Raw genomic sequence first — 25,116 nt, 5'->3', positions numbered from 1 at the left:
TATGGGCGGTTACGACGAGCAAACACTGCAAACATTCAGCAGCATCGAGGATGCGGAGCTTGCGCCAGCCGAGCGCGCCGGGTCGTCGGGCTTGCGGCGCGATATCGATCTGCTGCAGGCGCTGGCCGGCGACGAAGCGCTTCAGCGCGGCGGCCTGGGTGTGGTGCGCCTGGCCGAGCTGGTGCAGCGCGAAAAAAGCCAGGTGTCGCGCGCGCTGCGGGCGCTTGAGAAAGTTGGTTTGGTCGAGCGCGACCCGGCCACGCGTGAGTACCGCCTGGGCTGGCAGCTTTTTGGCCTGGCCGCGCGCGTTGGCGACATGCGGCTGATGCAGTCGGCGCCGCCACTCATGCGCGCGCTGGTCGACGAGCTTGGCGAAAGCGTGCATCTGTGCGTGCTGCAGGCCAACCAGGTGCTCACCGTGCTGACCGAAGCGCCAGTGCATGCGTTTCGTGCCTCGGGCTGGGTTGGCCGCACCTTCCCGGCCTACTGCAGCTCGTCGGGCCGCGCATTGCTGATCGACTATACGCTCGACGAGCTGGCGCGGCGCTTTCTGCACACGACCTTCGAGCCCTACGGCCCGGTGCAGCTCGTACACTCGGTTGCCGATCTTTTCCAGCAGGTGCAAATTGCCCGCCGCGCCGGCTATGCTGCCGTCTGCGAAGAGTTCGAAGCCGAGTTGGTTGGCGTTTCGGCACCGGTGCGCGATTTTCGTGGGCGTATCGTCGCGGCGCTCAACATCAGCGCGCCCAAGTTCCGCCTGAACGACAAAATGGATCGTGCTGGCCGCGCCGCCGCCAGCTATGCCGCCCAGATCTCGGCGCGCATGGGCTCCATGCGCGGGGCGGTGGCGGCTGACACGTAGGTCCGCCGTGACATGATTTTTATGGCGGACCTATGTGTTCGCCCATGTAATTCCAAATCTGTTCGGGCGGACCTACGTGTCCGCCCTTTACGCCTTCAAGCGCGCCATCTTCGGGTCGAACAGTGGCTCCTCGCGCACGGTCGCAACCTGCCGCTCGCCAAAGTACTCGATCTCGACCTTGCTGCCCGGCTCGGCCAGCGCAATCGGCAGGTAGCCGTAGGCGATGAACTGGCCGACGCTGTAGCCGTAGTTCGCGCTTGAAACGTAGCCGATTGCCTTTTCGCCGCCCGGCGCGAAGATCGGCTCCTTGCCGAGCAGCACGCCCGGCGCATCGAGCGTCATGCAGCAGAGCTTGCGCGTCTGGCCGGCTTCTTTCGCGCGCAGAAGCGCGTCGCGGCCCAGGAAATCGCCTTTGTCGAGGCGCACCGCCCAGCCGATGCCCGCTTCAAACGGATTGTAGTCGGTGTGGATGTCGGCGCCCCACAGGCGGTAGCCCTTCTCCAGGCGCAGCGAGTCGAACGCGCCGCTGCCGGCCGCCACAATGCCGTGCGGCTGGCCCGCTTCCCACAGCACATCCCACAGCCGCAGCGCGTACTCGGTGGGCGTGTACAGCTCCCAGCCCAGCTCGCCCGCGTAGGAAACCCGCAGCGCAAACACTGGCGCGTTGTCCACGGTGATCTGTTTGGTGCTGTAATATGGGAAGGCCGCGTTCGAAACGTCTTCCTCGGCCACGCTTTGCAGCACCTCGCGCGCTTTCGGCCCCCACAGGCCAATCGTCGCCCAGCCCGACGACACATCCGTCACGGTCACCGAGCCGTCGGCGGGCGCATTCGAGCGCACCCAGGCAAGGTCGTGCGGCAGGATGCCGCCGCCGGTGATGATCCAGAAGCGATCGACGGCGCGGCGCACCACCGTCACGTCCATCACGATCCCGCCGCGCTCGTTCAGCATGGCGGTGTAGATGATCTTGCCGACTGGGCGGTCGATCTGGTTGGCGGCCAGCCAGTTCAGGTATTTCAATGCGCCCGGGCCAGCCACCTCAATAATCGCCAGCGCGGCCAGGTTGAACATGCCCACGCCATCGCGCACCGCCAGGTGCTCGGCGCCCTGAATGCGCGACCAGAACTGCCCGCCCCAGCCTTCGCGCGCCGGCACACGCTCGTCGTAGGTTTCGAGCAGGCGCGAATTGGCTTCGTGCCACTGCGCCACTTCCCAGCCACCACCCTGGAAGAAATAGGCGTTCTGCGCGACCAGGCGCGGGTGGAACGGGCTGAGCCGCACGTTGCGCGGGCGCTCAATCGGCTGCATGGGGTGAATAATGTCGTAGACTTCGCGATAGTTCTGGGCGCAGCGCTCGGCGACGTAGGCGCGGCTGGTCTGGTGCGGCTGGAAGCGCGTAATATCGGCTTCGCGCAGGTCCATGCTGGGCGTGCCCTCGGTCATCCACTCGGCAATGGCGCGGCCCGCGCCGCCGGCATGCGTGAGCCACAGGCCAACGCACGACCACAGGCCAGCCACAGGCGTTTCGCCCATGACGGGGTAGCCATCGATGGTGAAGGCGAACATGCCATTGAACTTCGTCACCAGATCAGTTTTTGCCAGCGCGGGCATCAGCTCGGTGGCCGATTCCCAGCCGCTGGTGAAGTGCTCGGGCGTGAAGGGCAGCTTGGCAGTGTTGCCGAGCGGGCCGAGCTGGCGCGCTTCCACCATCAGCGGGATGTGGCGATACGAACCAACGCCGTACTGGTCGCGGTGCTGGCGGAAGTACATCGCGTGATCCTGGTGGCGCAGCAGCGGGTGGCTGACTTCCTGCGTTTCGTTCGCCAGCTCGGGCAGCGGTGTAGTGACCGTGTAGAGGTGCTGGGCGGCCTGCAGCGGGATGCGGAAGCCGATCTTCTCGGGCAGCAGCGGCCCCCAGATGTTGGTACACAGCAGCACCTGCTCGGCCTCGATGCGCCCCTGGTCGGTGACGACGGCAGCGATGCGGCCATTCTGCACGTCCAGATCGGTCACGGTCGTGTGGCCGTGGAAGGTCACGCCCATCGCCTCGGCGGCGCGCGTCAGGCGGGTGAGCAGGCGCACCGCCTTGGCAACCGCGTCGCGGGGTGTGTACAGCGCGCCATGAATCACCTTTGGGTCGATCAGCGGGATCAGGCGCGTGGTTTCGGCGGGCGAGATCACCTCGGCGGGCAGGCCATAGGCGTGCGCCCAGCCTTTGCGGCGCTGCAAATCGCGCAGGCGCTCGGGCGTGTAGGCGACTTCCAGGCCACCGGTGCCAAACAGCGCCGGCTCGGCCGGGTCGGTATTGAACTCGTCGTAGAAGGCGCGCGAGTACTTGGCGAACTCGGCCATCATTTTCGATGAGTTGGTGAGGAACATGCCGCCGGGCGCGTGCGAGCTGGAGCCATCGACTTCCAGAAGATCGCCCTTCTCAAGCACCACGACGTCGCGCCAGCCCAGCTTGGCGAAATGATATGCCGCGCTGCAGCCGACAATGCCGGCCCCGATAATGACTAACCTGGCGTGCTGTTGCATGGGTGTCCTCGCATTCGCGTTCTGGTCGCCATCTGGCAGCGGGATGCGCCACCATAGGTATTCATTTGGCCTGTTTGGGAAGTGGCACTGAGTATATATGAAGTGTGCAGCCGCCGCAACTTAATTTGTTGCGCATACTGCAACATTATGCACATGGTGCACCAAAAATGGGAAAAAGAAAATCGGGAGTGGCCGAAACCGCTCCCGAATGCGCAATGCTGAATACGATTTCACCACCAAGGTACCAAGACACCAAGGTTCAAAAAACTTTAAAACTTGGTGTCTTGGTGCCTTGGTGGTTACTTATGGAAATGTTGAGACCGGTATCGAATTTACATCGCCGTAAAGCGGAACACCGTGCTGCTGCGGTATGTTTCGCCCGCGCGCAGGATGGTGCTGGGGAATTGCGGCTGGTTGGGCGAGTCGGGGAAGTGCTGCGTTTCCAGGCACAGGCCGGTGTTGCGCTCGTAGCGCTGGCCGCGCTTGCCCGCCAGCGTGCCGTCGAGGAAGTTGCCCGAGTAGAACTGCACGCCCGGCTCGGTGGTCAGCACTTCCATCACGCGCCCGCTCGTTGGCTCGCTGACGCGCGCGGCCAGCACCAGCCCGGTCGCGTCATCGCGGTCGAGCACCCAGGTGTGATCGTAGCCGCCGGCCGCGTGGAGCTGGCCGTCGTCGTTGCCGATGCGCGCGCCAACCGCTGTGGGTGTGCGGAAGTCCATGGGCGTGCCGGCGACCGGCTGCAGCTCGCCGGTGGGGATCAGGTCGGCGTTAACGGGTATGAAGCGCGTGGCCGGCAGCTCGACCATGTGGCCGAGAATGTCGCCGCCGCCCGCCAGGTTGAAATAGCTGTGGTTGGTCAGGTTCACCACGGTGTCCTGATCGGCGGTCGCGCTGTAGTCGAGGCGCAAGGTGTTGTCGGCGCCGAGCGTGTAGGTGACGGTGGCTTCCAGCGTGCCGGGAAAGCCCTGGTCGCCGTCGGGGCTGGTGTAATGGAGCGTCAGGCTCGGCTCGTCGCCGTCCGCGCCCGGTTCAGCGCGCCACACCACCCGGTCGAAACCGGACGGGCCGCCGTGCAAATTGTTGCTGCCGTTGTTCTGCGCGAGGGTGTAGGTTTGGCCGTTCAATGAGAACTGGCCCTGCGCGATGCGGTTGCCGTAGCGACCAATCACCGCGCCGAAGTAGGGGTGCGCGCCGTTGTAAGGCGCAAAATCGTCAAAGCCCAGCACCACGTCGCCGGGCTGGCCGGCGCGGTCGGGCACGCGCAGCGCCACCAGCGACGCGCCAAAGGTCATAATATCAGCGGACATGCCGTTCGCGTTTTGCAGCGTGTACAGCTCGATTGGCGTGCCGTCGGCTGTGCCGAACGCGTGTTGGGTCAGGCTCATGTGGTCACCTGTAGTTGACGAAGGACGAAAGACGAAGGATGCGACGGCCGACGACGGACGACTGACGACCAACCAAGGACGAAGAGCAAGACTGGCAGCAAATTTTAAACTTGGTGCTTTGGTGTCTTGGTGGTTACGTCCGTTCCTGGTGCTCACTCAGCCCTGCACGGCGGCGACGTACTCGCGCGCGGCGGCGGTGATCTGGTCGAATGCGCCGGCGGCCACCACTGATTTAGCGATCAGGTTGCCGCCAATGCCGAGCGCCACTGCGCCAGCCGCCAGGAAATCGCGGGCGTTGGCCGTGCTGACGCCGCCGGTTGGCACGATTTTCAGGAAGGGCAGCGGGGCCAGCACGTCTTTCAGGTAGTTTGGCCCGCCCTGGCGCGCAGGGAATAGTTTTACCAGCGCCGCACCGGCCTCGTGGGCTTCGAGCAGCTCGGTGGGCGTGAAGCCGCCCGAAAGCGCCAGAATGTTGCGGTTCACACAGGCGGCGATTACTGGCTTGCGCAGCGCGGGCGTCACCACAAACTGCGCGCCCGCATCGATTGCGGCGGCGGCTTCTTCCTGTTGCAGCACGGTGCCAACGCCAACACATGCCGCATCGCCAAGCGCGCCGCGCACCGCGCTGATCGCCTCAATTGCGCCGCGCCCAGTGAGCGTGAACTCTAGCACATTGATGCCGCCCGCCACCAGCGCCTGCGCCACGTCGATAGCGCGGTCGTAGTTATCCAGCCGCACAATCGCGACGATCTTCGATTCGAGAATCTGGTCGATTGGGTTCATTGGGTTTCCCTTTGTTTGGTTTGAACGTTGCAGGTTGACAGGTTGCAGGTTGCAGCCGGGGCGTATCGCATATGCCTGTTGCAGATTGCAGCCGGGGCGTATGCGATACGCCTGGTACAGGTTGCAGCCGGGGCGTATGCGATACGCCTGTTACAGGTTGCAGCCGGGGCGTATGCGATACGCCTGTTACAGGTTGCAGCCGGGGCGTATGCGATACGCCTGTTGCAGGTTCGCAAGCTCTAACTGCTTACCGCGAAACATCGCCGCGCTGCTGGTTCATCACGGCGTTCAGCTCGGCGCGGGTGGTCAGCACGCAGTCGCCGTGCTGCGAAAGCGCAATTGCCGCCAGCGCGACGCCGCGCCGCAGCCCTTCGCGCAGCGCGCCCGTCAGGTCGCTCGCGTCGCGATCGAGCCAGCCGTCGAGCACGCCCGCCGCAAAGGCGTCGCCGCTGCCGATCCGGTCGACAATCTGCACCGGCAGGGCCGGCTGGCGCACAAAGGTGTCGCCCACCAGCAGCGCCGCGCCCTGGTCGCCAAAGGTGCTGATAATCGCTTGCGCGTCGGTGAGCTGCTGCAAGCCCTGCATGAGCTCGTGCGGCTCGCCCTGGCAGCCAAACAAGAGCGCGGCGTCGGCGCTTTTGCACGAAAGCAGGTCGGCGTCGGCGATCAGCGGGCGCAGGCGCGCGCCAGCCGTTTCGGCATCCCAGAGCCGCGCGCGATAGTTCACGTCGAAGCTCACCAGCACGCCAGCCGCCCGCGCCCGGCGAATGGCTTCTTCCAGCACCGCGTAGCAGCTTGCGCTCAGCGCGGCGGTGATGCCGGTCAGGTGCAGCACGCGCGTGTCGAGCAGGTAGTCCCAGTCGATGTCGTCGACGGTCATATGCGCGGCGGCCGAGTCGGCGCGGTCGTAGATCACGCTAATGGCGCGCGGCTGGCTGGCATATTCAATGAAGTAGGTGCCCAGGCGCTCGTTCGGCACGCGCCGCGCCGCCGACACATCCACGCCATCGGCGCGGTAGGCGCGCAGCACGGCAGTGCCCAGCGCGTGGTCGGGCAGGCGACCCACCCATGCGGTGCGGCGGCCCAGGCGCGCCAGCGCGACGCACACATTGCCTTCGGCCCCGCCAATCGCCAGATCGAGCGATTGGGCGGCGTCGAGGCGCGCGCCGGTTGGCACGCTCAGGCGCAGCATCGACTCGCCTAAACTCACGACATCGAAGCGGCGCGTTGCTTGTTCTGCGGTCATTCTGTCATCCACAATAGAGGCTTGAGCGGAGAATCATTTGCTTAGAGCGCTACCACGAAGGCACCAAGACACCAGGTTCTATAGCAGTTTGCAGTTGGCAGTCAGCAGAAGGCAGTTGCATTTTTTAACTGCGTTTCTGGCCGATAGCCCGAATATTCAATCCTTCGTGTCTTCGTGCCTTCGTGGTTACGCGTGATCGCGGCGCTACACGAACAGCACGAACGACGCGCCCGGCACGGCGACATGCGCGGCGGCCTCGCCCGGCACACCATCATCGCCAACCGGCAGGATCGCAATGTCGCCGCTGTTCTGGTTCGCCACCAGCAGCCAGCGACCATCGGGCGCGACCGCGAAGTTGCGCGGCCAGTTGCCGCCGCAGGAAGCGTGCCCGGCCAGCGCAAGCGCATTGCCCGCGCCAATCGTGTAGGCGGCGATGCTGTTGTGCCCGCGATTCGAAACGTACAGGCGCGTGCCGTCGGGCGACGTGTGAATGTCGGCGACGTAGTTTTCGGGCGCGCCGTCGGGCAGGGTGCTGATGATCTGTTCTTCGCTGAACGAGCCAGCCGCGGCGTCGTAGCTGTAGCGAATCACCTGATTGCCCAGCTCGGTGGCAAGAAACAGGCTCGTGCCGTCAGCGCTCCAGGCGATGTGGCGCGGGCCGACGCCGCGTGGCGCGGCCACGGTGCCCTGGCGCGCCAGCGTGCCCTTGTCGGTGTCGAGCTGGTAGACGCCAAGCTGATCCACACCCAGGTCGGCCACCAGAATGAGCTGGCCGTCGGGCGTGGGTGTGGCCGAGTGAGCATGCGGCCCTTCCTGGCGCTGCGGGTTTGGCCCGCTGCCACGGTGCTGCACCAGGTCGGTGTGCGCGCCGAGCGAGCCATCGTCTGCGATTGGGAAGACGCCCACGCTGCCGCTGCCATAGTTCGAGGCGATCAGCCAGCGCCCGCTCGGGTCGATGCACAGGTGGCAGGGCCAGTTGCCGCCGCTGGGCTGCTCGTTCAGCAGCTCGAAGCTGCCTGTTGCGCGGTCGAAATGGAGCGCGCGCACACCGCCGGGCGGGCCGTTTGGCGCGGCTGTTTCGCTCACGGCGAAGAGCGCAGTGCCGTTCGGGTGCAGCGCCAGAAACGACGGGTTGGCGATGCCCGCGACCGATCCGCGCTCGCTTAGCGCGCCGCTGGCGGGGCTGAATTCGTACAAGCGGATGCCGGGCTGGTCGGCGTCGGCGTAGCTCCCTACCAGCACAAGCTGCGTATCAGAAGGCATTCGTTTCTCCTCTCGCTAAAGACCAGACGGCAGTGAGCAGTAGGCAGTAAGCAGGTGGCAGTTGCCTGTTGCGTGATCAAGAAGCGGCAAACTTGCACCCTGAGTAAGCCGCAGGCTGTATCGAAGGGTGCAATCTGCAACCTGCCAACTTTCAAACTTGCAACAGGCGTATGCGATACGCCGCGAACCTGCAACCTGCCAACTTTCAAACTTGCAACAAACCTGCAACCTGCAACCCGCGATCTACCAGTTCGTCACCGAGCCGTCGTTGCGGCGGTAGTGCGGCGCTTCCCAGAACTTCCAGCTATGCTGCTGGGCAATCGTCTCGTCGAAATCGATGCCCAGGCCGGGCGCGTCGGGCACCGGGAAGCCATTTCCGTCGAGACGCGGCTGCACTGGGAACAGCAGATCGGCCTCGTTGATGCCGTCCTTGCCGTAGTAGAGGTTTTCCGACTGCGTGACGCGCACTTCCTGCCATGCGAAATTCGGCACGGCTGCGCCCATGTGGATGGTCGCGGCGGTGCAGATCGGGCCGAGCGGGTTGTGCGGCATCAGGTCGATGTAGTGCGCCTCGGCCCAGCCAGCCACCTTCATCGCCTCGGTGAAGCCGCCGACATTGCAGATATCGACGCGCGCGAAGTCGGTGAGGTGCTGCTCGATAAACGGCAGGAACTGCCACTTGCTGGCAAACTCTTCGCCCACTGCGAACGGAATGCTGATTTGCTTGCGCAGCGCAGCATAGGCCTCGGGCGACTCGTCGCGGATTGGCTCTTCGATGAAATCGAGCGTGCCGGCTGGCATGCGCTGGCAGAACGAGACGGTTTCGGCGGGCGACAGGCGGTGGTGGTAGTCGATGCCGAGCGTCAGCTCGCTGCCCAGCTCTTCGCGCACGCGCGTGAGCCAGTGGGCGGTGTAGGCAATGCTTTCGCGCGGCTCGAAAATCTCGGGCGCGGCAGGCGGGTTTGGCAGCAGCCCCATGGTGCGAATGACCTTCCAGCCGTTTTCCCACAGCAGTTTGGCGCTGTTGAGCAGCTGCTCGCCGGTGCTGCCGCTGGCGGTTGCGAAGCAGGGAATGGTGTCGCGGTGCTTGCCGCCCAGCAGCTGGTAGACTGGCACGCCCAGCGCCTTGCCGGCCAGGTCGTGCAGCGCAATGTCGATCGCGCTTTGCGCGGCCAGCAGCACGCGCCCGCCCTCGAAATACTGGCTGCGGTACAGCTCCTGCCAGATCCGGCCGCGCTGCATCGCATCCTTGCCGATCAGGAACTCGCGGAAGTGCCTGAGCGCGCCAATCACGGCCAGCTCGCGCCCGCTCAGCCCCGATTCGCCCAGGCCGTAGATGCCCTCGTCGGTTTCGACCTTCACCACCAGCTGGTTGCGGTTGCCCACCCACACCGGGTAGGGCTTGATATCGGTGATGCGCATGTGTTCGTTGCTCCGTGCGATGAAATTGCGGGTTTCAGGTATGAGTTTCAGGTTGCAGGTTTGAAAGTTGGCAGGTTCCAGGTCGCAGGTCTTCAGGTTGCAGGTTTGAAAATTCAGCGGCTCTGTGGTTCTGCAGTTCAGTGGCTACTGCCCACTGCCTACTGCCTACTGCCCACTGCCTACTGCCCACTGCCTACTGCCTACTGCCTACTGCATCCTCACTCCTCGTGCTTCCAGCCCAGCAAACGCTCGGCCTTGGCGCAGTCGAAGAAGCCGTTGTGATCGGACAGATCGCCGCGAATGGGCGTGTTCGGGTAGTTTTGCTGCGCAAGCTCAAGCGACGGTTCATTCATGACTGTTTGCGGCGCGACGATATAGAACGCTTCGTGGCCTTTGAAATCGGCAGTGACGGCGAGCAGACATGCGCGTGCCGCCGCGCTGAGCAGGGTGTAGGCCCACAGGTGGCGCGTGCCGCCCGGCGCAAAATGGGCAGTGCGCTCGACGGCGCGCTCGCGGGTGTCGATCAGCAGGTGAAAGCGCAGGCTGGCGATCGCCATGTCTTCAAAGCGGCGCGCAAAGGCGTCGCCCTGCTGCTCGAGCACCCATTTCGACAGGCTGTAGGGGTCTTCGGCGTAGGTCGGGTGCTCTTCGTTCAGCGGGAAATAGTCGTAGCGCGGCGCGCGGCTGAAGGCCCCACCAATCGCATTGATCGACGAGGCCAGGCAGACCCGCTTGATGCCCAGCGTAGCCGCCGCGCTCAGCACATTGTAGCTGCTGATGGTGTTATCGGCGTACACAACCGTGTCGGGCTGGCCCATGGGCGAGCGGTGCGCGGCCAGGTGGATCACTGCCTCGCAGTTGCGCAGGCACGCCACCAGCTGCCCGAAGTCGCGCGTATCGGCAACCATATGCTCGGCCCAGTGGCGCGGGCGGCTGGCGGGCGGCGGCGGCAGCGCCCGGTCGATGCTGACGACCGTGTGGCCTTGTTCGAGGAGGAAAGGAACCAGCGTGCGGCCCATTTCGCCGCCGCCGCCTGTGACTGCAATTCTCATAGTGCTTTCTTCCGTGTGCTGCTGCATTTTCGATTTATGATTTTGGATTTACGATTATGCCAGCCGCAGACTGATGCTGAACAGGCGCCACCGAAATCCGCACAGGTCATTTGAAAATGCGCTAGGTGTTTGGTTGACGTACGCAATACGGTGTTACGCTTCCTGGTCCCGGTTCTTGATTCTGTGGTTCCGCAGTTCTTCAGTTCTCGGTTCTGCGGTTCTGTGGTTCCTGGCTCTGCGGTTCTCGGTTCTTATTGCTCGGGCGGCGCAAGCTGGCCATCCCCAGCAATGCGCGCCTCGACCGCCATCAGGCTGCTCAGGGTGTCGTTCATATGCGCCAGCATAAGCAGCCGTGCCTGCGGCGCATTGCGGTCGCGCAGCGCCTCGGCAATCAGCAGGTGGTAGCGCACCGCCCGCGCGGTCATTCCTGGCTCAAGCGAGGTAAGCTGGCGACTTTCGAGAAACAGGTCGTTGATGCTTTCCATCATGCGAAACATAATCGGGTTGCGTGCCGCCTGCGCGATCTGCCGGTGAAACTGGACATCCGGCGCGACAAAATCGAGCCCTTCGCGGGCATCCTGCTCCATCGCCTGCGCCAGCGTCTCGATCTGCGCCAGCTCGGAGATTGTGCCGCGCTCGGCGGCCAGCGCCGCCAGCTCTGGCTCCAGAATGCGGCGCGTTTCGGCCAGCGCCACAATCAGGCCGGTGTTGACGTTCTGGAAATAGGACGTCAGGTCGGTGGTTGGGCGCCAGCCAGTGACAAACACGCCGCGCCCATGCTCAATCTTCACCAGCCCGATCGACTGGAGCGAGCGCAGGGCTTCGCGCACCGAGCCGGTGCTGACCTCCATGGTTTTTGAGAGCTGGCTGATGCTGGGCAGGCGCTCGCCGGGCAGCCACTCGCCGCGACGAATGCGCTGGCGCAGAACATCGAACACCGCCTGAAACACCGGGTTGCCGGGCGCAAGCGCGTCGGTGAGCCGCGCGGGTGGCTCGGCCTGCGGCTCGTGCTGGAATTGTGAGTCGAGCTCAGGTGTCATAGCTGTCACGCTCATGCCGTCTGCGTGTGGCGCGTGTTGCGCCAACACAATCGATTCCGTCAGTCGTTCCGCTGATACCCATTACTGGAAGGTGAGTTCCCAGATGGTGCTGTCGCCGCTAAATTCCAGCACATACAGGCGATTTTCGATCAGCACGGCGTCGATCGGGTTTTTAAAGCCGCGCGCGATCTGCGTGGTGACGGCGCTGTAGTTGTCGCCCTCCCTGGTGAGCGTCAGGTGCAGCAAATCCTGCCCGCGGTCGGTGAGCGTGCCGCCGGCCGCGCCCCAGTTCAGCAGAAATGCGCTCAGGTTGTCGCCTTCGCCGCGCAGGTCGGCTGGTATCTTGGCGTCGGTAGCGAACACCAGGCCCAGCGGCGAGCGGTGCGGCGTCAGGCTGTACAGCGGCTTGTTTTCCGTCGCCGCGTCGTGCGCGCTGCCGTCGTCGGCGCGGTATTGCGCGGCTGCCGGGCCATTGTTCGCCACCGGGTCGGTGAACGCGCCCGGCGCTTTCGGGAAGGTCGGGTCGGTGCGGTAGGCGCCGATCTGCACGGCGGTGAAATCCTGCTGCAGGCGCTTGTCTTTGCTGCTGTCGTAGTCGGGGAATTGCTGCGGGTTATCCTGCTGGCCGAAGCGCCACGGGAAGCCATAGTGCTTGCCTTCGCGCAGCCAGTTCAGCTCGTCGGGGTAGTCGGCGTCGGGCCCGTTCTCGCTGGCAAACAGCTCGCCGTTGGGCGCAAACTCGGGATCGAACGAGTTGCGCGTGCCGTCGGCAAAGAAGTAGGGCTTCAGGCCGGCTTCGTCGTTGGGCAGCGTCAGGTTTTCGGCGTCGGTTGGCACGCGCAGGATTGCCGAGGTGATTGGCACCTCGCGCACATTCTGGAAGTTGCCACGGTTAGTCTCAACCTCGCCGTGGTCGGTGCGCGAGCCGCTGTTGATATACAGGAACTTGCCGTCGGGGCTGACCGCCATGCCGTTCACCAAATGGTCGAAGGGCGTGTCGCTGAGCGGGTAGGGCGCGGTCGCGGCCAGCGTCGTCCAGGTAAAACCACTCGCGCCGCCGGGCGTACCTTTGCGGATGATCGCCTGATTCGAGGTGGTGCGCACCTTGCGATTGCCCGACACGAACAGCGTGCCGTCGGGCGCAAAGGCCATGCCGGCTGGCACCGCGTCGGTGAAGATGCCGGTGGTGGCGATCACCTGCGCCGGGCCGCCGTTGCTGTCGAGGTTCAGGCGAAACAAGCCCTGGCCAGCGTTCAGGATGTACAGAAAGCCATCCTTCGGGCTGCGCGCCAGCTTGATGCTGCCACCGCCCGCGTCGCCAACTTTGCGCAGGCTGATATCGGCGCGCAGCAGCGTGGGGCCGCCGGCCACCGGCTGGTTTTCGACCCTGGCGGGCGTGGGCACGGCGGTTGGGGCGGCTGGCGCGGCGGTTGGCGCAGGGGCGGGCGCAGCGGTTGGCACGGCGGCGGGTGTGCCCGACTGGCAGGCTGCCAGCAGGCTGGCCGCAAGCGCAAGCGCGGCAGCGCCGCGCCAGAACAAGCCACGGCGGGGTGGGGCGGGTCGGCGTTGACTGGTCATCAAATTCTCCATCTATCCCTCTCCAGTGGTGTCGGCAGGTTGGGTGGGAACGAGCGCCCGGTGAACGATCGCGCCCTGGTGGTTGGCGTCGAGCGCCAGCACCGCCGCGAATTCTGCCTGCGCGCCAGCGTACTCGCCCAGACCCAGCAGGCCGAGCGCGCGCATGTAGTGGCAGTGAATCTGGTTGCGCTGCCCGAGGTCTTCGTCGAACACCAGAAAGGTCGGCAGCGAGACCGCGAAATAGTCCATCTGCACCGCGTCGTTCAGGTGCGCCGCGCCATACTCGGCCAGCGCCGCGAAGATCTGGCGCGCCTCGGCGTCGCGGCCAAGCTCGCGGCGGGCCAGCCCCTGGTAGAAAATCATGTCGGGCGGCTGGTCGTTGTAGTACATGGCCGAGCTTGGCTCGCTTGGCCCGCTGGCGGCGCGCTCAAACGCCTCGCGCGCCTGTTCAGATTCGCCTAATGCGGCATGTGCGCGCCCGAGGAAGAAGAACACGTTGTTATCCTGCGCGGCGGGCAGCTTGCCTTCGCCCAGATTCGGCGGGTACACGAGCGCGCGTTCGGCCAGCGCAGCGGCGTGGGCAGCCTCGCCAGCGTGAAGCGCGGCGGCAGCCTGCCCAAGCAGCGCAGCGACGTACTGGGCGGGCGCTTTGCCTTCGCCACCTTCCCACGGGTGGAACTGGCGGGCGAGCAGGGCGCTTTCCGCGTCGGCGTGGCGACCAAGCAGGTTCAGCAGCGTGACATACTCAATCGTCAGGTCGTCGCGGCGCTCGCGCAAGGCCGGGTGTTGCTCCAGCAGCGCCAGGCGCTCGGCCGGCGGGCGGTTGCGCTTTTTCGCCAGCTGATCAAGCTCGAACAGCACGCGGGCGTCGTTCGGCTCCAGCGCAAAAGCGCGCTCATAAGCCGCTGCGGCGCGCTCGGCGTCGCCTAGCTTGTTGAAGGAGGCCAGGCCCAGGTTGCGCTGCACGGTTGGGAAGGCTGGGTCGAGCGCGGCGGCACGTTCCCAGCAGGCAATCGCTTCGGTGTAGCGGCGGTGCGCGTACCAGAAGGTGCCAAGCAGGTAGGGCGCGTGGGCGTCGGCGGGGCGGTGCGCGGTGGCGTATTCGAGCGCGGGCACGCTTTCCAGCCGGTGCGGGAAGCAGCCATCCACCGGGCGAGCGGCGGCTTCGTGGAGCGCGGCCTGCGCGGCGGCAGGGTCGCCGGCCTGGGCGTGGCACCACGCCAGCAGGTAGAGCGCGAGCGGGTCGGGGCCGGGCGCGGCACGCAAGAGCGCGGCGGCTTCGTCCCACAGGCCGGCGTGCGCGTAATCGAGCGCAATGGCGATGCAGGTGTCGGCGTTGTCGCTTAGCGGCTGGCTCGTGTCGCCGCGCAGCAATCGTTCTTCGTGCAGCGCGCCAAGGTCGAGCGCATCCTGCTCGAGCGCTAGCGCCACCGTGCGCGCGGCCGCGTCGGGCTGACCGCTGCGGCGCAGGAGCGCGGCTTGCAGGTGGCGGGCCTGGTGGTGCGACCAGTTGCGCCGCAGCGCTTCGCCGGCCAGCGCCAGTGCTTGCGGGTAGTCGCCGCCGCGCGCGGCCAATCGCGCCAGCTCGAAAAAGGCGGCATCCTGCCAGGCAGCGTTCCACGCCGCTTTGTAGAAGGCGTCGGTCGCTTCGCGCCAGCGTGCCTGCATGCGCAGCGCCAGCCCGAGATTGTAGAATGGCTCGCCGTCGTAGGGGTTGGGGTTGCGGCGCGTCAGGCCGCGAATGGCGGCGCGGAAATATGCCTCGGCCTCGGCAAACATGCCGCGCCGGTAGAGCAGCAGGCCCAGCGCATTATTGCAGCGGCTGTCGAGTGGATCGCGGCGCAGCGCTTCTTCGTAATAGGGCTCGGGCGCGTAGGTGGCGTGGCGGTATTGCTCAAGGTGCAGGCCGTTGAGAAAAAGCGCTTCATTTGTTATAATCTCGGCCGGCGGTTGGGCCGGGCTGGCCGGCGCCGGGATGGGCGCGTGATCGTCGGGCAGCGGGCGAAATTCCACCAGAAGCTGCCCGGTGTCGGCGTCAGAAACGCGCAGCAGCAGGTGCTGCGGGCGCGCGCCGGCGGGCAGCGGCAGCGTTTCCGCCAGCACTTCCTCGGGCGAAAGTGCCGCCGTGGTCGCCCAGATCACTGCGCCGCCCGCTTCGCCCGCCGTTTCGTCGAACACAAGCTCAACGCGGGCCGTTCGTGGCCCGGTACAATACACACCGATCCGCGCCGTATCGCTGGCGATGGTGAGATTCACCACCGCATCTTTGCTCGCATTCGTCGCCGGGCCGACTTCCTTGTAGGGCATGAAAATCTGGGTGAAGCGTTTTTCTTCGCCTGGCATGATCCACGAGAAGTCGGGCTGGTTGTCGGTAAACGCGCCGCACATCAATTCGATGTATGGCCCGTCGCTGTCGGTCAGCTGGCGATCCCAGGCGCGCCCAAACTCGCTGTTGCCCCACGTCCACTGTTTTTTGCCCGGCACCAGGTGGTGGTTAGCGATATGCAGCATGCCAGCCTGGCGGCTGTGGTCGTAATCGCCAACAAAATCGAAATCGGAATGGTAGGCCATATACGACGTTGGCACCGGGATGTTCTTGTAGCGCGAAATGTCGGTGCCGGGCGCGTAATCGACCTTGTAGTAGGTTCCCGTGGCGATCGGGAAGGCGCTGACATCGCGCTTGCCGTGGTCCATCACCGCGTGGACATCGGGCGGAAACACCGACTGGTAGTCGTCGTTCACGTGCACCGCCGGGTTGGCCCACCACAAAAAGGTTTGCGGCTCGCTGCTGCGGTTGTAGAGCTGGACATCGATTTGGAGGTAGGCCCGGTCGGGGTGGAGCGTGAATCCGTGCATGCCTTTGGTGAAAAACATGCGCTCGATCTCCGAGCACCACACCGTGCGGCTGCCGTCGGCATTCTCGGCAATGCGCCATTCGAGCGGGCTGAAGGTGCTGGGGCGGTGGTGCTGCGGCCAGTTGAACTCAATGCCACCCGAGATCCACGGCCCGGCCAGGCCCACCAGCGCGGGCTTGATCACCTGGTTGTAGTAGATGAAATGGTAGCCGTTGGTTTTATCGAGCGCCATCTGCACGCGCCCGCCCAGCTCGGGCAGGATCATGATGCGCAGGTAGCGATTTTCGAGAAACACCGCGGTGTAGGGCTGGTCGCGCTTTTCGTCGAACACGCGGTCGATCACCGGGTAGGGGTAGACCACGCCGCTGCTGCCCTGGTAAACGCGTTTTTCCAGGAACATCGGGTTGCGGTCGGGCTGGCCGACGGCGTAGGTCGGGATCATCACGGTTTCGGCCCAGGCGCGAACGGGATCGGGGCTGGCGACCATGGCGCGTGCTCCACAAGTGATCTAATGACTTGGCACCTGCGCAAGCGCAATCATGGCGAGGGCAGAAAAGAAGCTGCCACGTTGCAGTTGACAGAGCGCCGTACTTGGCCTAGAATTATAATCTCCGTAGGGAAAAAAGGCAACACGAGCCAAAAGGAGGTGCCACGCCAGCGAGCACTGATCTGATCTCTTACCCGTTCTGGTGGCCGCACGATGGAATGCAGCTATTCAACTCCAATGGAGGAGACCCAAAACCATGATCAGACTCAAGTTTCTCATTCTCTTCGCCGTAACCATGATGGTTCTGGCCGCGTGTGGTGGCGCGCCTGCCGCAACGCCAACCGCCGCACCCGCCGCCGAGCAGCCCACCGCTGCCGCGCCAGCCGAGCAGCCCACCGCTGCTGCGGCCGAGGCTCCTACACAAGCGCCTGAGGCTACTGCGGCTCCGGCCGAGCAGCCAACCGCCGCCGCCGCCCCCACCGCCGAGCCCGGCCCGATTTCGGCCGGCCCGCTGAAGGAAGTTCCGCGCAACCGCACCGTCAACCTGGGCTGGAGCATCAGCTCGCCGATTGGCGTGACGAACCCGTGGGCAGTGCCGGGCTACACCCACCAGGAAGGCAATGCGTTCCTGTGGGAGCCGCTGTACTACTTCGGTATCTTCTCCGACAAAGACATCCCCTGGCTGGCTGACAGCATGGAGTACACCAAGCCCGACTTCACCGAGCTGACGATCAAGCTGAACAAGGATGCAGCCTGGAGCGACGGCGTTGCGGTGACCTCGAAGGACGTGGTGTTCACCTTCGAAGGCCAGATGAAGAACGAGAAGCTGCCGTACCACGCGCAGTTCGACCAGTACGTGCAGGAAGTCAAGGCGGTGGACGATCAGACCGTCGTCGTGACCTTCAAGATCCCGGCGCCGCGCTTCAAGTTCGAAGTGCTGACGCTGAAGTTCGACACCGGTATTCCGATTGTTCCCGAGCACGACCTGAGCAAGCAGGCCGATGTCAACTCCTACTTCGGTGGCATCAAAATGCCGCACTCGGGCCCGTACAACCTGGTGCAGTGGGACAAGAACCAGAAGATCTTCGACCTGCGCGAGGACTGGTGGGCGGCTAAGGCCGGCCGCGAGGCCCTGCCCGAGGTCAAGCGCATCGTCATGGTGAACATCGGTGGCCAGGTCGGCCAGAACATGGACATCGTGGTGCAGCGCGAAGTCAACAACGAGTTCGACGCCATTCTGGACGTTCGCTCGTCGGTTGCCAAGCAGCTGCTCGACTCGAACCCCAAGATCACGTCGCACACTGGCAACGAGCCGCCGTTTGGCTACCTGGACTGGTGGCCCAACTCGCTCTGGATGAACACCCAGATCGAGCCATACAACGACGTGCGCGTGCGCAAGGCCATGAGCCTTTCGATCGACCGCGACAAGATCGACGAGATCATCTACGACGGCGCCAAGGTTTCGACGATCTATCCCTTCCCGCTCTACCCGGGCCTCCAGAAGTTCATCGACCAGCCCGAGGTCAAGGCGCTGGTTGAGAAGTACAACCCGCGCGAGTTCAGCATTGAGAAGAGCGGTCAGCTGATGACCGAGGCCGGCTTCACCCAGAATGGCGATGGCCTGTGGGAGAAGGATGGCAAGACGGTGTCGGCCGTGATAAACGGCTTCGAGGGCATTCACTCGGACATCGTGCCGGTGCTGGTGGAAATGCTGAAGGCCGGTGGCTTCGACGCCAGCGTGAACTTCGGCACCGACGCCTACAGCAACATGGCCGATGGCAAGCCGGGCCTGTACATGTTCGGCCACGGCGCGAGCCTGAAGGACCCCTACGCGGCGTTCGAGCTGTTCCACAGCAAGTACAGCGCGGCAGTGGGCACCTCGGCGGGCAACAACCGCTTCTCGCGCTACAAGAACCCCGACTACGACAAGCTGCTTGACGAAATGGCCCCGCTCGGCAGCGAGGATCCCAAGTTCAACGAGGACGCGATCAAGCTGATGGAGATCTACTGGCGCGACGTGATCGACATTCCGATCATCCAGTGGCTGCATCGCATTCCGTACAACCAGACCTACTGGACCAACTGGCCGACGGCGGCGAACGTTGCCGGCGGTACCAACGGTGCCTTCTGGGCCCACACCGGCATGCTGGTCATCACCCAGCTCAAGCCAGCCCAGTAATCGACGCTGGGGGGCGCTGCATGCCAGCGCCCCCCAGATACTATGCTTAGCGACTGCGTTCCCGGCGGCGTGGCCTGCCAACAATAAGGTACCGGCTCATGGAGCTACCAGCCCGACGCTGCCGTGCCGCAGCGCGGCAGAGCCTTCGATGTGGAACCTGGTAACTGAGCTCGAGGACAACTACCGTGAGCATTAAACGATTGATCCAACGCCTGCTGTTCCTGGTGCTCGTGGTGTGGGCGGCGTCCACGATTACGTTCTTCATCCCACGCCTTTCCAGCAAAAACCCCATTCGTGAGCGCTTCGCTGCCCTGGCGCGAACGGGCGGTTTCTCGCCCGGCGACATGGAAAAGATTGTCGCCTCATTCAACACGAAGTTCGGCCTCGATAAACCCCTCCTCCAGCAATACGCCGATTATGTGGCCAGTATTGCTCGTTTTGATCTTGGCGTTTCGCTCAACCAGTACCCCAAAACCGTGTGGGATTTGATCGCCGAGGCCTTGCCGTGGACGATCGCCCTGCTGATTACCACCACAATTCTGTCTTTTATTATTGGGAACCTGCTTGGCGCAGTCGCGGCCTGGCCGCGTGCCCCCGGCTGGCTGCGCTCGATAGCAACGCCATTTGTGCTGTTGCAGGGCGTGCCGCCGGTGCTGCTCGGCATTTTCCTGCTGTTCTTTATCGGCTTCAAGCTGAAGCTCCTGCCACTCGGCAGTGCCTACTCAACCGGCCGCATCCCCGATTGGTCGTTTTCGTTCTTCCTCGATGTCGTGCAGCACCAGATCCTGCCCGCCCTGTCGCTGATCCTTGGCACGGTGGGTGCGTGGGTGCTTTCGATGCGCGGTATGGGCGTGACGATCCAGGGCGAAGACTATGTGAACTTCGCCGAGCACAAGGGCCTGAGCGGCTACACTATTTTCCGTGATTATTACCTGCGCAATGCGCTGCTGCCTCAGGTTACCGGCCTGGCACTCGCACTGGGCGGTTTGGTATTTTCTGGCCTGATCGTCGAAGGTCTGTATGGCCTGCCCGGCGTTGGCTCGGTGCTCAATGCGGCGATCCAGTCGAACGACTTTCTCGTGATCTACGGGATCGTCTTGTTTATCACTATCACCGTCGCGACGCTCATGGTCGTGGTAGAAATGCTCTACCCGCTGCTCGACCCGCGCATCCGCGACAGCTAGAGAGGCCAGTATGGCAACGATTGCTCTTCCTCAGACGCAGGTTGTCCAGCCGAGCAAGGTGACGCTCGCCCTGCGCTATCTGCGCCGGAACAAGACGCTGGTGGTTGGCCTGATTATCTTGCTGTTCCTGATTGGCTTTACGGTGATCGGCCTGCTGACCGTGAACCCCAAGAATGCCTACCCGCTGTCGGTGCGCTCCAAGCAGCCGCCGAGCCTGAAATACCCGCTGGGTACCGATTTCTTCGGGCGCGATATGCTGGCGGCAATGGTGGTTGGCGTCTGGCAGACGGCGCTGATCGGCTTGATCGCGGGCGGCATCGGCACGCTCACGGGTGTGGTGCTGGGTTTTATTTCGGCCTATTTCGGCGGCATGATCGATGCGCTGATCAAAGGTATCTGCCAGATTCTGACGCCAATTCCAGCCTTCCTGATTCAGGTGATTATCGCCGGCTCGATCGATAAACGCTCGGTGACGATCTATACCATGGCGTTTGTGGTGGCGCTGCTCGCCTGGATGGGGCCAACACTCGTCATCCGCTCGCAGGTGCTTTCCATGAAGGAACGCCAGTTTGTCTCGGTCGCCAAGCTTTCGGGCGTCGGCGACTTGGGGATTATTTTTGGCGAGATCTTGCCAAACCTCTTGCCCTTCATCGTCGCCGCCTTCGTCGGTCAGGTATTTGTGGGCCTGTTCGGCTCATTCTACCTGTCGGTGCTGGGCCTTGGCCCGCTGCGCGAGCCGCTGATGGGCAACCTAATCTGGGCCGCGCAAGGTCAGTCGGCATTCTTCAACGGCTGGTGGTGGTGGCCGGTGTGGCCGTCGCTGGCGATGGTGTTGATCCTGAGCGCGCTTGCGCTGATCAACATGGGCCTCGACGAGCTGGCCAACCCACGCGTGCGCCGAACCGAGTAGCCCGTATCCGCGCCCTGGCGCAACGGCCACGCGCCTGGCGGCCACGCTGCCGCCACTGCGCGCCGTTGCGACCCGGTATTGTGAGTGGAATATATGAGCAATCCAGTCCTCAAAGTATCTGATCTCCAGGTTTCGTACTACACGGATCTCGGGCGCGCGGTTGCCTTGAATAATGTCTCGCTGGCGCTTGAAAGCGGCGAGAAGCTGGGCCTCGTGGGCGAGTCGGGTTCGGGCAAGAGCACCATGGCGCTGGCTATGATGCGTATGATCAAGCCGCCGGGCCGTATCGAAGGCGGGCACGTTGTGGTTGGCGATACCGACCTGACGGCGCTGACCGACGAGCAAATGCTCAAGGCACGCCTCAGCAAGATCGCCTACATCCCGCAGGGCGCCATGAACTCGCTCAACCCGGTGCTGCGCATTGGCCGGCAGATGATGGACGCAGTCAAGGCGCATACCCCGAGGGAGTCGTCTTCCAATATTCAGGAACGCTGCATCGAGGCGCTTGAGTCGGTCGAGCTGAAGCCGGCCGTGTTCAAAATGTATGCGCACGAGCTTTCCGGCGGTATGAAGCAGCGCGTGTGCATCGCGATTGGTATTCTGCTCAAGCCGAAGGTGATCATCGCCGACGAGCCAACCAGCGCGCTGGATGTGGTGACACAGCGGCAGGTGATGGAAACGATCGACCGCGTGCAGAAGCAGATCGGCGCGGCGGTGATCCTGATCGGCCACGACATGGGGCTGATGGCGCAGTTCGTCGACAAGGTTGCAGTGATGTATGCCGGCCGCCTTGCCGAGGTCAGCACCGTGCGCCAGATGTTCACCAAGCCGGCGCACCCCTACGCGCAGGCGCTGATCAGCAGCTTGCCCAGCCTCGAAAACAAAGGTGTGTTCCAGGGCATCCCGGGCCTCGCGCCTTCGCTGCTGCGCCTGCCGAGCGGCTGTGCCTTCCACCCGCGCTGCCCGCATGCGATGGAAGTCTGCACCACCGTTCGCCCCGAACTCGTGACACTGGAAGATGGCCAGCAGGTCGCCTGCCATCTCTATACGGAAAAGGCATAACCAATGGCCGACTTACTCGAGCTAAAAAACGTCACCAAGATCTACACGCGCGGCGTGCTGTCGCGCTCGTCGACAACGGCGCTGAATGATGTCTCGCTGAAGCTGGCCGAGAACGAGCCAACGATCATGACAGTGGCGGGCGAAAGCGGCAGCGGCAAGACCACGCTGGCGATGCTGCTGCTTGGCTTTATTACGCCAACCTCGGGCCAGATCCTCTACCAGGGGCAGGATATCACGCGCCTCAGCGGCGCGGATCGCCTGTCGTTCCGGCGCGAGGTGCAGGCGGTGTTTCAGGACCCGTTTGCGGTGTTCAACCCCTTCTACACGGTCGATCATCTGCTGACGGTGCCGATCAAGAAGTTCAAGCTCGCCAGCACCAAGCAGCAGGCCCGCGATCGCATGGAAGAAGCGCTCACAGCCGTGGGTCTGCGCCCGGAAGATATTTTGGGTCGCTTCCCGCACCAGCTCTCGGGCGGCCAGCGCCAGCGCATCAATGTCGCGCGCGCGCTGGTGCTCAAGCCCAAGCTGCTGGTGGCCGACGAGCCGGTGTCGATGGTGGATGCCTCGCTGCGCGCGAACATTCTCGAAACGCTGCGCGGCCTGCAGAAGAACCACGGCGTCTCGATCATCTACATCACCCACGACCTGACTACCGCCTACCATATCGCCAAGTCAATCATCGTGCTGTATCGCGGCTCGGTGATGGAAGCGGGCGATGTCGACTCGGTGATCAAGAGCCCGCAGCACCCCTACACGCGCCTGCTGATCGACTCGATCCCCTGGCCCGACCTGAGCCGCCGCTGGGGCGAAACCGAGATCAAGGCCAAGGAATCGGATATTGGCGACAGTGGCAAGGGCTGCAAGTTCCAGCCGCGCTGCCCCTTCGCCATGAACCAGTGCGCGGCCGAGCCGCCGCTGTTCCGCTTGAACGAGCACCAGGCCACGTCGTGCTTCCTGCACGAGCAGTACCCGCAGATCCATTCCGACCAGCTGACCGAGCTGCTGCCGGTTTAGTCGTTTCCCTCCGTGAGTCGTGCGTGGTGCGGGCTGCCGCATTGCGCACGCTCTTTTTTTCGCCTGCGAACGGTGCCCGTACCCGGCATTGCGCATGGCAAGAGTGAGCGCCCGATGAAAATAACCGATGTTTCGACCTACATTGTTGGTAACGCCTGGAAGAACTGGGTGTTTACGCGTGTGGACACTGACGAAGGGCTTTATGGCATTGGCGAATGTACGCTGAACGGCTTCGCCAAAACGGTTGAGGCGGCCGTGCACGAGCTGAAGCGCTTTGTGATCGGCCAGGACCCGTTCGACGTCGAGAACCACACGCTGCGCCTGTTTCGCGAGGTATATTCCGATGGCGGGCAGGTGCAAGGCGCGGCGCTGGCCGGCATTGAGTTTGCCTGCTGGGACATCATGGGCAAGGCGACCAATCTGCCCGTCTACAAGCTGATCGGCGGGCGCTGCCACGAGCGCCTGCGCGTGTATGCAAACGGCTGGTATCGCGGCCCGCGCGAGGCGGTGAGCTTTCACGAGAAAGCCAAAGACGTGGTGGCGCGCGGCTACACTGCGCTGAAGTTCGACCCGTTTGGCGCAGCCTGGCGCGCCGTTGATCGCCCCGACTTTGGCCTCTCGATCGAGATCATTGCGGCGGTGCGCGAGGCGGTTGGCCCGAACGTCGACATCCTGATCGAAGGGCACAACCGCTTCAGCGTGCACACCGCCCTGCAATTCGCCGACGCCATGGCGCCCTACAACCCGACCTGGTTTGAAGCGCCAGTGCCGCCACAGCGCCTTTCGGACATGGTTGAGGTGGCGCGGAACAGCCCGGTGCCGGTGGCCTGCGGCGAAGACTATTACTGCGCGCAGCAGTTCGCCGAATTGCTGGCGCAAAGCGCCGTGCGGATCGTGCAGCTCGAACCGCAATATCTGGGCATCACCGCGTCCAAGCAGGTGTGTGGCATGGTCAACGCCGCCAACGGCGTCACCGCGCCGCACAGCGCGCAGGGGCCGATCTGCTCGCTGGTGTGCGCGCACCTCAACACCGCCACGCCGAACTTCTTCATCCACGAGATTTTCGACGAGTTCAACGACGACTGGAGCGCGCGGATTCTGACCAACCCGGTGACGGTGCAGGACGGCTATATCGAGCTGGGCGACGACCGCGTGGGCTGGGGCACCGACCTCAACTACGACGAGATCGCGCAGCACCCATACAATCCGAACAACTTCCTGCCGCTGTTCCGTGATGGCTGGGAGCGCCGCAAGCCAGTGGTTGGGTATGAGTAGCATCCACAGATTACGCAGATTACACAGATGAAGAAATCTGCGTAATCTGCGGATATATGAAAAGTATGGGTTTAACGATCGATTTATCGGGCAGACGCGCGTTTGTGACGGGCGTGAGCAGCGGAATTGGCGCGGGCATTGCGCTGGCGCTGGCGCAGGCTGGCGCGGATGTGGCGGGCTGTGCCTTCGAGCCAGCCGAGCACTCCGGCGCGCAGGAGTTTCTGGTGGCGGTGCGGGGCGCCGGCCTGCGTGCCGCCTACCGGCAGGTCGATCTCACCGATGGCGCGGCGACGCGCGCGGCCGTGGCCTGGGGCGCGGCAGCGTTGGGCGGCATCGATCTGGTGGTTTCGAATGCGGGCCGTAACTACAACCTCGGCGCAGCCGCAGCCAGCGAAGGCGACTGGCAGGCCAACATGGATCTGAACTTGGCCGCGCACTGGCGGGTGGCGCAGGAGGCCAAACCCTGGCTCGACCGGGCCGCGCAGCCGGTGGTGATTATTATTGCCTCGAACCACGCCTTTTTCACGGTGCCGAACAGCTTCCCCTACAACGTCGCCAAGGCTGGCCTGCCCGCGCTGGTGCAGTCGCTGGCGCTAGAGTGGGGGCCGCACGCGCGCGCGGTGGGCATTGCGCCGGGCTTCATCGACACGCCAATGAACGTCGAGTGGTTTGGCCGCACGCCCGACCCGGCCGCGACGCGCACGCAGATCGAGCGCCTGCACCCGGTTGGGCGCATTGGCACCGCCGCCGAAGTCGGCGCGCTGTGCGCCTTTCTGTGCAGCCCGCTGGCGGGCTTTATCACTGGCACCACATTCCTGATCGACGGCGGGCGCAGCGCGGTGATGCAGGATCGCTAGCGGAACCAGCTTGTGAAATGCCACAACAACTCGCAGACTCGAAGGTTGAACGCATGCACTTCGAGTCGTTGTGGCAAAAAAATATATAGCTGGCAGCAAAACGTTTAGGCCACAGAGCGCACAGAGA

Annotated in this window: 18 protein-coding genes; 8 read left to right on the top strand and 10 right to left on the bottom strand. The window is 64.0% G+C overall.

The features are described 5' to 3' along the window. The first annotated feature begins 1 nt into the window (after window position 1). Entirely contained in the window at window positions 2-862 is an 861-nt protein-coding gene (locus M1P90_RS10765; protein WP_483702621.1) for an IclR family transcriptional regulator, read from the top strand. 87 nt (window positions 863-949) lie between these two features. Here the strand turns inward: M1P90_RS10765 and M1P90_RS10760 are convergent, their stop codons facing one another. From M1P90_RS10760 to M1P90_RS10715, 10 genes are all read right to left on the bottom strand, one after another. After that, the gene (locus M1P90_RS10760) at window positions 950-3,397 is read right to left on the bottom strand and encodes a GcvT family protein (RefSeq protein WP_483702620.1); all 2,448 of its coding nucleotides are present in this window, start codon (window positions 3,395-3,397) and stop codon (window positions 950-952) included. 332 nt (window positions 3,398-3,729) lie between these two features. Continuing rightward, the gene (locus M1P90_RS10755) at window positions 3,730-4,782 is read right to left on the bottom strand and encodes an aldose epimerase family protein (RefSeq protein WP_483702619.1); all 1,053 of its coding nucleotides are present in this window, start codon (window positions 4,780-4,782) and stop codon (window positions 3,730-3,732) included. 156 nt (window positions 4,783-4,938) lie between these two features. Next, window positions 4,939-5,565, bottom strand: a complete 627-nt coding sequence (locus M1P90_RS10750) for a bifunctional 4-hydroxy-2-oxoglutarate aldolase/2-dehydro-3-deoxy-phosphogluconate aldolase (RefSeq protein ID WP_483702618.1) — start codon at window positions 5,563-5,565, stop codon at window positions 4,939-4,941. A gap of 247 nt (window positions 5,566-5,812) precedes the next feature. Beyond that, the gene (locus M1P90_RS10745; protein ID WP_483702617.1) at window positions 5,813-6,811 is read right to left on the bottom strand and encodes a sugar kinase; all 999 of its coding nucleotides are present in this window, start codon (window positions 6,809-6,811) and stop codon (window positions 5,813-5,815) included. A 204-nt stretch (window positions 6,812-7,015) separates the two neighbouring features. Then, window positions 7,016-8,074 (bottom strand): lactonase family protein, encoded by a 1,059-nt coding sequence (locus M1P90_RS10740; protein WP_483702616.1) that lies wholly within the window; start codon window positions 8,072-8,074, stop codon window positions 7,016-7,018. Between the two features lie 243 nt (window positions 8,075-8,317). Continuing rightward, window positions 8,318-9,496, bottom strand: a complete 1,179-nt coding sequence (locus M1P90_RS10735; protein WP_483702615.1) for a mandelate racemase/muconate lactonizing enzyme family protein — start codon at window positions 9,494-9,496, stop codon at window positions 8,318-8,320. Window positions 9,497-9,714: 218 nt separating this feature from the next. Next, entirely contained in the window at window positions 9,715-10,548 is an 834-nt protein-coding gene (locus M1P90_RS10730) for an NAD-dependent epimerase/dehydratase family protein (RefSeq protein ID WP_483702614.1), read from the bottom strand. A 251-nt stretch (window positions 10,549-10,799) separates the two neighbouring features. Beyond that, on the bottom strand, window positions 10,800-11,588 hold the full coding sequence (locus M1P90_RS10725; RefSeq protein ID WP_483702613.1) for a FadR/GntR family transcriptional regulator: 789 nt from the start codon (window positions 11,586-11,588) through the stop codon (window positions 10,800-10,802). Window positions 11,589-11,669: 81 nt separating this feature from the next. After that, window positions 11,670-13,166 (bottom strand): PQQ-dependent sugar dehydrogenase, encoded by a 1,497-nt coding sequence (locus tag M1P90_RS10720; protein ID WP_483702612.1) that lies wholly within the window; start codon window positions 13,164-13,166, stop codon window positions 11,670-11,672. 12 nt (window positions 13,167-13,178) lie between these two features. Beyond that, complete coding sequence (locus M1P90_RS10715) at window positions 13,179-16,508, bottom strand: DUF5107 domain-containing protein (RefSeq protein ID WP_483702611.1); 3,330 nt, start codon at window positions 16,506-16,508, stop codon at window positions 13,179-13,181. 256 nt (window positions 16,509-16,764) lie between these two features. On the opposite strand from M1P90_RS10715, the gene M1P90_RS10710 reads away from it, so the two are divergent. The 7 genes from M1P90_RS10710 (at window position 16,765) to M1P90_RS10680 (ending at window position 24,989) form a co-directional block, all read left to right on the top strand. Continuing rightward, window positions 16,765-18,687, top strand: a complete 1,923-nt coding sequence (locus M1P90_RS10710; protein ID WP_483702610.1) for an ABC transporter substrate-binding protein — start codon at window positions 16,765-16,767, stop codon at window positions 18,685-18,687. A gap of 185 nt (window positions 18,688-18,872) precedes the next feature. Beyond that, window positions 18,873-19,871, top strand: coding sequence for an ABC transporter permease (locus M1P90_RS10705; RefSeq protein WP_483702609.1), 999 nt, complete (start codon window positions 18,873-18,875; stop codon window positions 19,869-19,871). Between the two features lie 10 nt (window positions 19,872-19,881). Continuing rightward, window positions 19,882-20,781: an ABC transporter permease gene (locus M1P90_RS10700; RefSeq protein ID WP_483702608.1), complete on the top strand. Its 900-nt coding sequence runs from the start codon at window positions 19,882-19,884 to the stop codon at window positions 20,779-20,781. A 93-nt stretch (window positions 20,782-20,874) separates the two neighbouring features. Further along, window positions 20,875-21,843 carry an ABC transporter ATP-binding protein gene (locus M1P90_RS10695; protein ID WP_483702607.1) on the top strand — a complete coding sequence of 323 codons (969 nt, stop codon included), beginning with the start codon at window positions 20,875-20,877 and terminating at the stop codon, window positions 21,841-21,843. A 3-nt stretch (window positions 21,844-21,846) separates the two neighbouring features. After that, entirely contained in the window at window positions 21,847-22,857 is a 1,011-nt protein-coding gene (locus tag M1P90_RS10690) for an ABC transporter ATP-binding protein (RefSeq protein ID WP_483702606.1), read from the top strand. A 114-nt stretch (window positions 22,858-22,971) separates the two neighbouring features. Then, a complete protein-coding gene (locus tag M1P90_RS10685; protein ID WP_483702605.1) occupies window positions 22,972-24,132 on the top strand; it encodes a mandelate racemase/muconate lactonizing enzyme family protein in 1,161 nt (386 codons plus the stop codon). A gap of 65 nt (window positions 24,133-24,197) precedes the next feature. Then, window positions 24,198-24,989, top strand: coding sequence for an SDR family NAD(P)-dependent oxidoreductase (locus M1P90_RS10680; RefSeq protein WP_483702604.1), 792 nt, complete (start codon window positions 24,198-24,200; stop codon window positions 24,987-24,989). Window positions 24,990-25,116 lie beyond the last annotated feature (127 nt).

The organism is Kouleothrix sp. 19917 (assembly GCF_057073505.1).
This window is presented reverse-complemented; position numbering and strand designations above follow the sequence as displayed.

What these genes read in the sequence shown, in the direction of transcription:
- M1P90_RS10765 (WP_483702621.1), top strand. Translation starts at nt 2, where the DNA reads ATGGGCGGTTACGACGAGCAAACACTGCAAACATTCAGCAGCATCGAG.
- M1P90_RS10760 (WP_483702620.1), bottom strand. Translation starts at nt 3,397, where the DNA reads ATGCAACAGCACGCCAGGTTAGTCATTATCGGGGCCGGCATTGTCGGC.
- M1P90_RS10755 (WP_483702619.1), bottom strand. Translation starts at nt 4,782, where the DNA reads ATGAGCCTGACCCAACACGCGTTCGGCACAGCCGACGGCACGCCAATC.
- M1P90_RS10750 (WP_483702618.1), bottom strand. Translation starts at nt 5,565, where the DNA reads ATGAACCCAATCGACCAGATTCTCGAATCGAAGATCGTCGCGATTGTG.
- M1P90_RS10745 (WP_483702617.1), bottom strand. Translation starts at nt 6,811, where the DNA reads ATGACCGCAGAACAAGCAACGCGCCGCTTCGATGTCGTGAGTTTAGGC.
- M1P90_RS10740 (WP_483702616.1), bottom strand. Translation starts at nt 8,074, where the DNA reads ATGCCTTCTGATACGCAGCTTGTGCTGGTAGGGAGCTACGCCGACGCC.
- M1P90_RS10735 (WP_483702615.1), bottom strand. Translation starts at nt 9,496, where the DNA reads ATGCGCATCACCGATATCAAGCCCTACCCGGTGTGGGTGGGCAACCGC.
- M1P90_RS10730 (WP_483702614.1), bottom strand. Translation starts at nt 10,548, where the DNA reads ATGAGAATTGCAGTCACAGGCGGCGGCGGCGAAATGGGCCGCACGCTG.
- M1P90_RS10725 (WP_483702613.1), bottom strand. Translation starts at nt 11,588, where the DNA reads ATGACACCTGAGCTCGACTCACAATTCCAGCACGAGCCGCAGGCCGAG.
- M1P90_RS10720 (WP_483702612.1), bottom strand. Translation starts at nt 13,166, where the DNA reads ATGACCAGTCAACGCCGACCCGCCCCACCCCGCCGTGGCTTGTTCTGG.
- M1P90_RS10715 (WP_483702611.1), bottom strand. Translation starts at nt 16,508, where the DNA reads ATGGTCGCCAGCCCCGATCCCGTTCGCGCCTGGGCCGAAACCGTGATG.
- M1P90_RS10710 (WP_483702610.1), top strand. Translation starts at nt 16,765, where the DNA reads ATGATCAGACTCAAGTTTCTCATTCTCTTCGCCGTAACCATGATGGTT.
- M1P90_RS10700 (WP_483702608.1), top strand. Translation starts at nt 19,882, where the DNA reads ATGGCAACGATTGCTCTTCCTCAGACGCAGGTTGTCCAGCCGAGCAAG.
- M1P90_RS10695 (WP_483702607.1), top strand. Translation starts at nt 20,875, where the DNA reads ATGAGCAATCCAGTCCTCAAAGTATCTGATCTCCAGGTTTCGTACTAC.
- M1P90_RS10690 (WP_483702606.1), top strand. Translation starts at nt 21,847, where the DNA reads ATGGCCGACTTACTCGAGCTAAAAAACGTCACCAAGATCTACACGCGC.
- M1P90_RS10685 (WP_483702605.1), top strand. Translation starts at nt 22,972, where the DNA reads ATGAAAATAACCGATGTTTCGACCTACATTGTTGGTAACGCCTGGAAG.
- M1P90_RS10680 (WP_483702604.1), top strand. Translation starts at nt 24,198, where the DNA reads ATGGGTTTAACGATCGATTTATCGGGCAGACGCGCGTTTGTGACGGGC.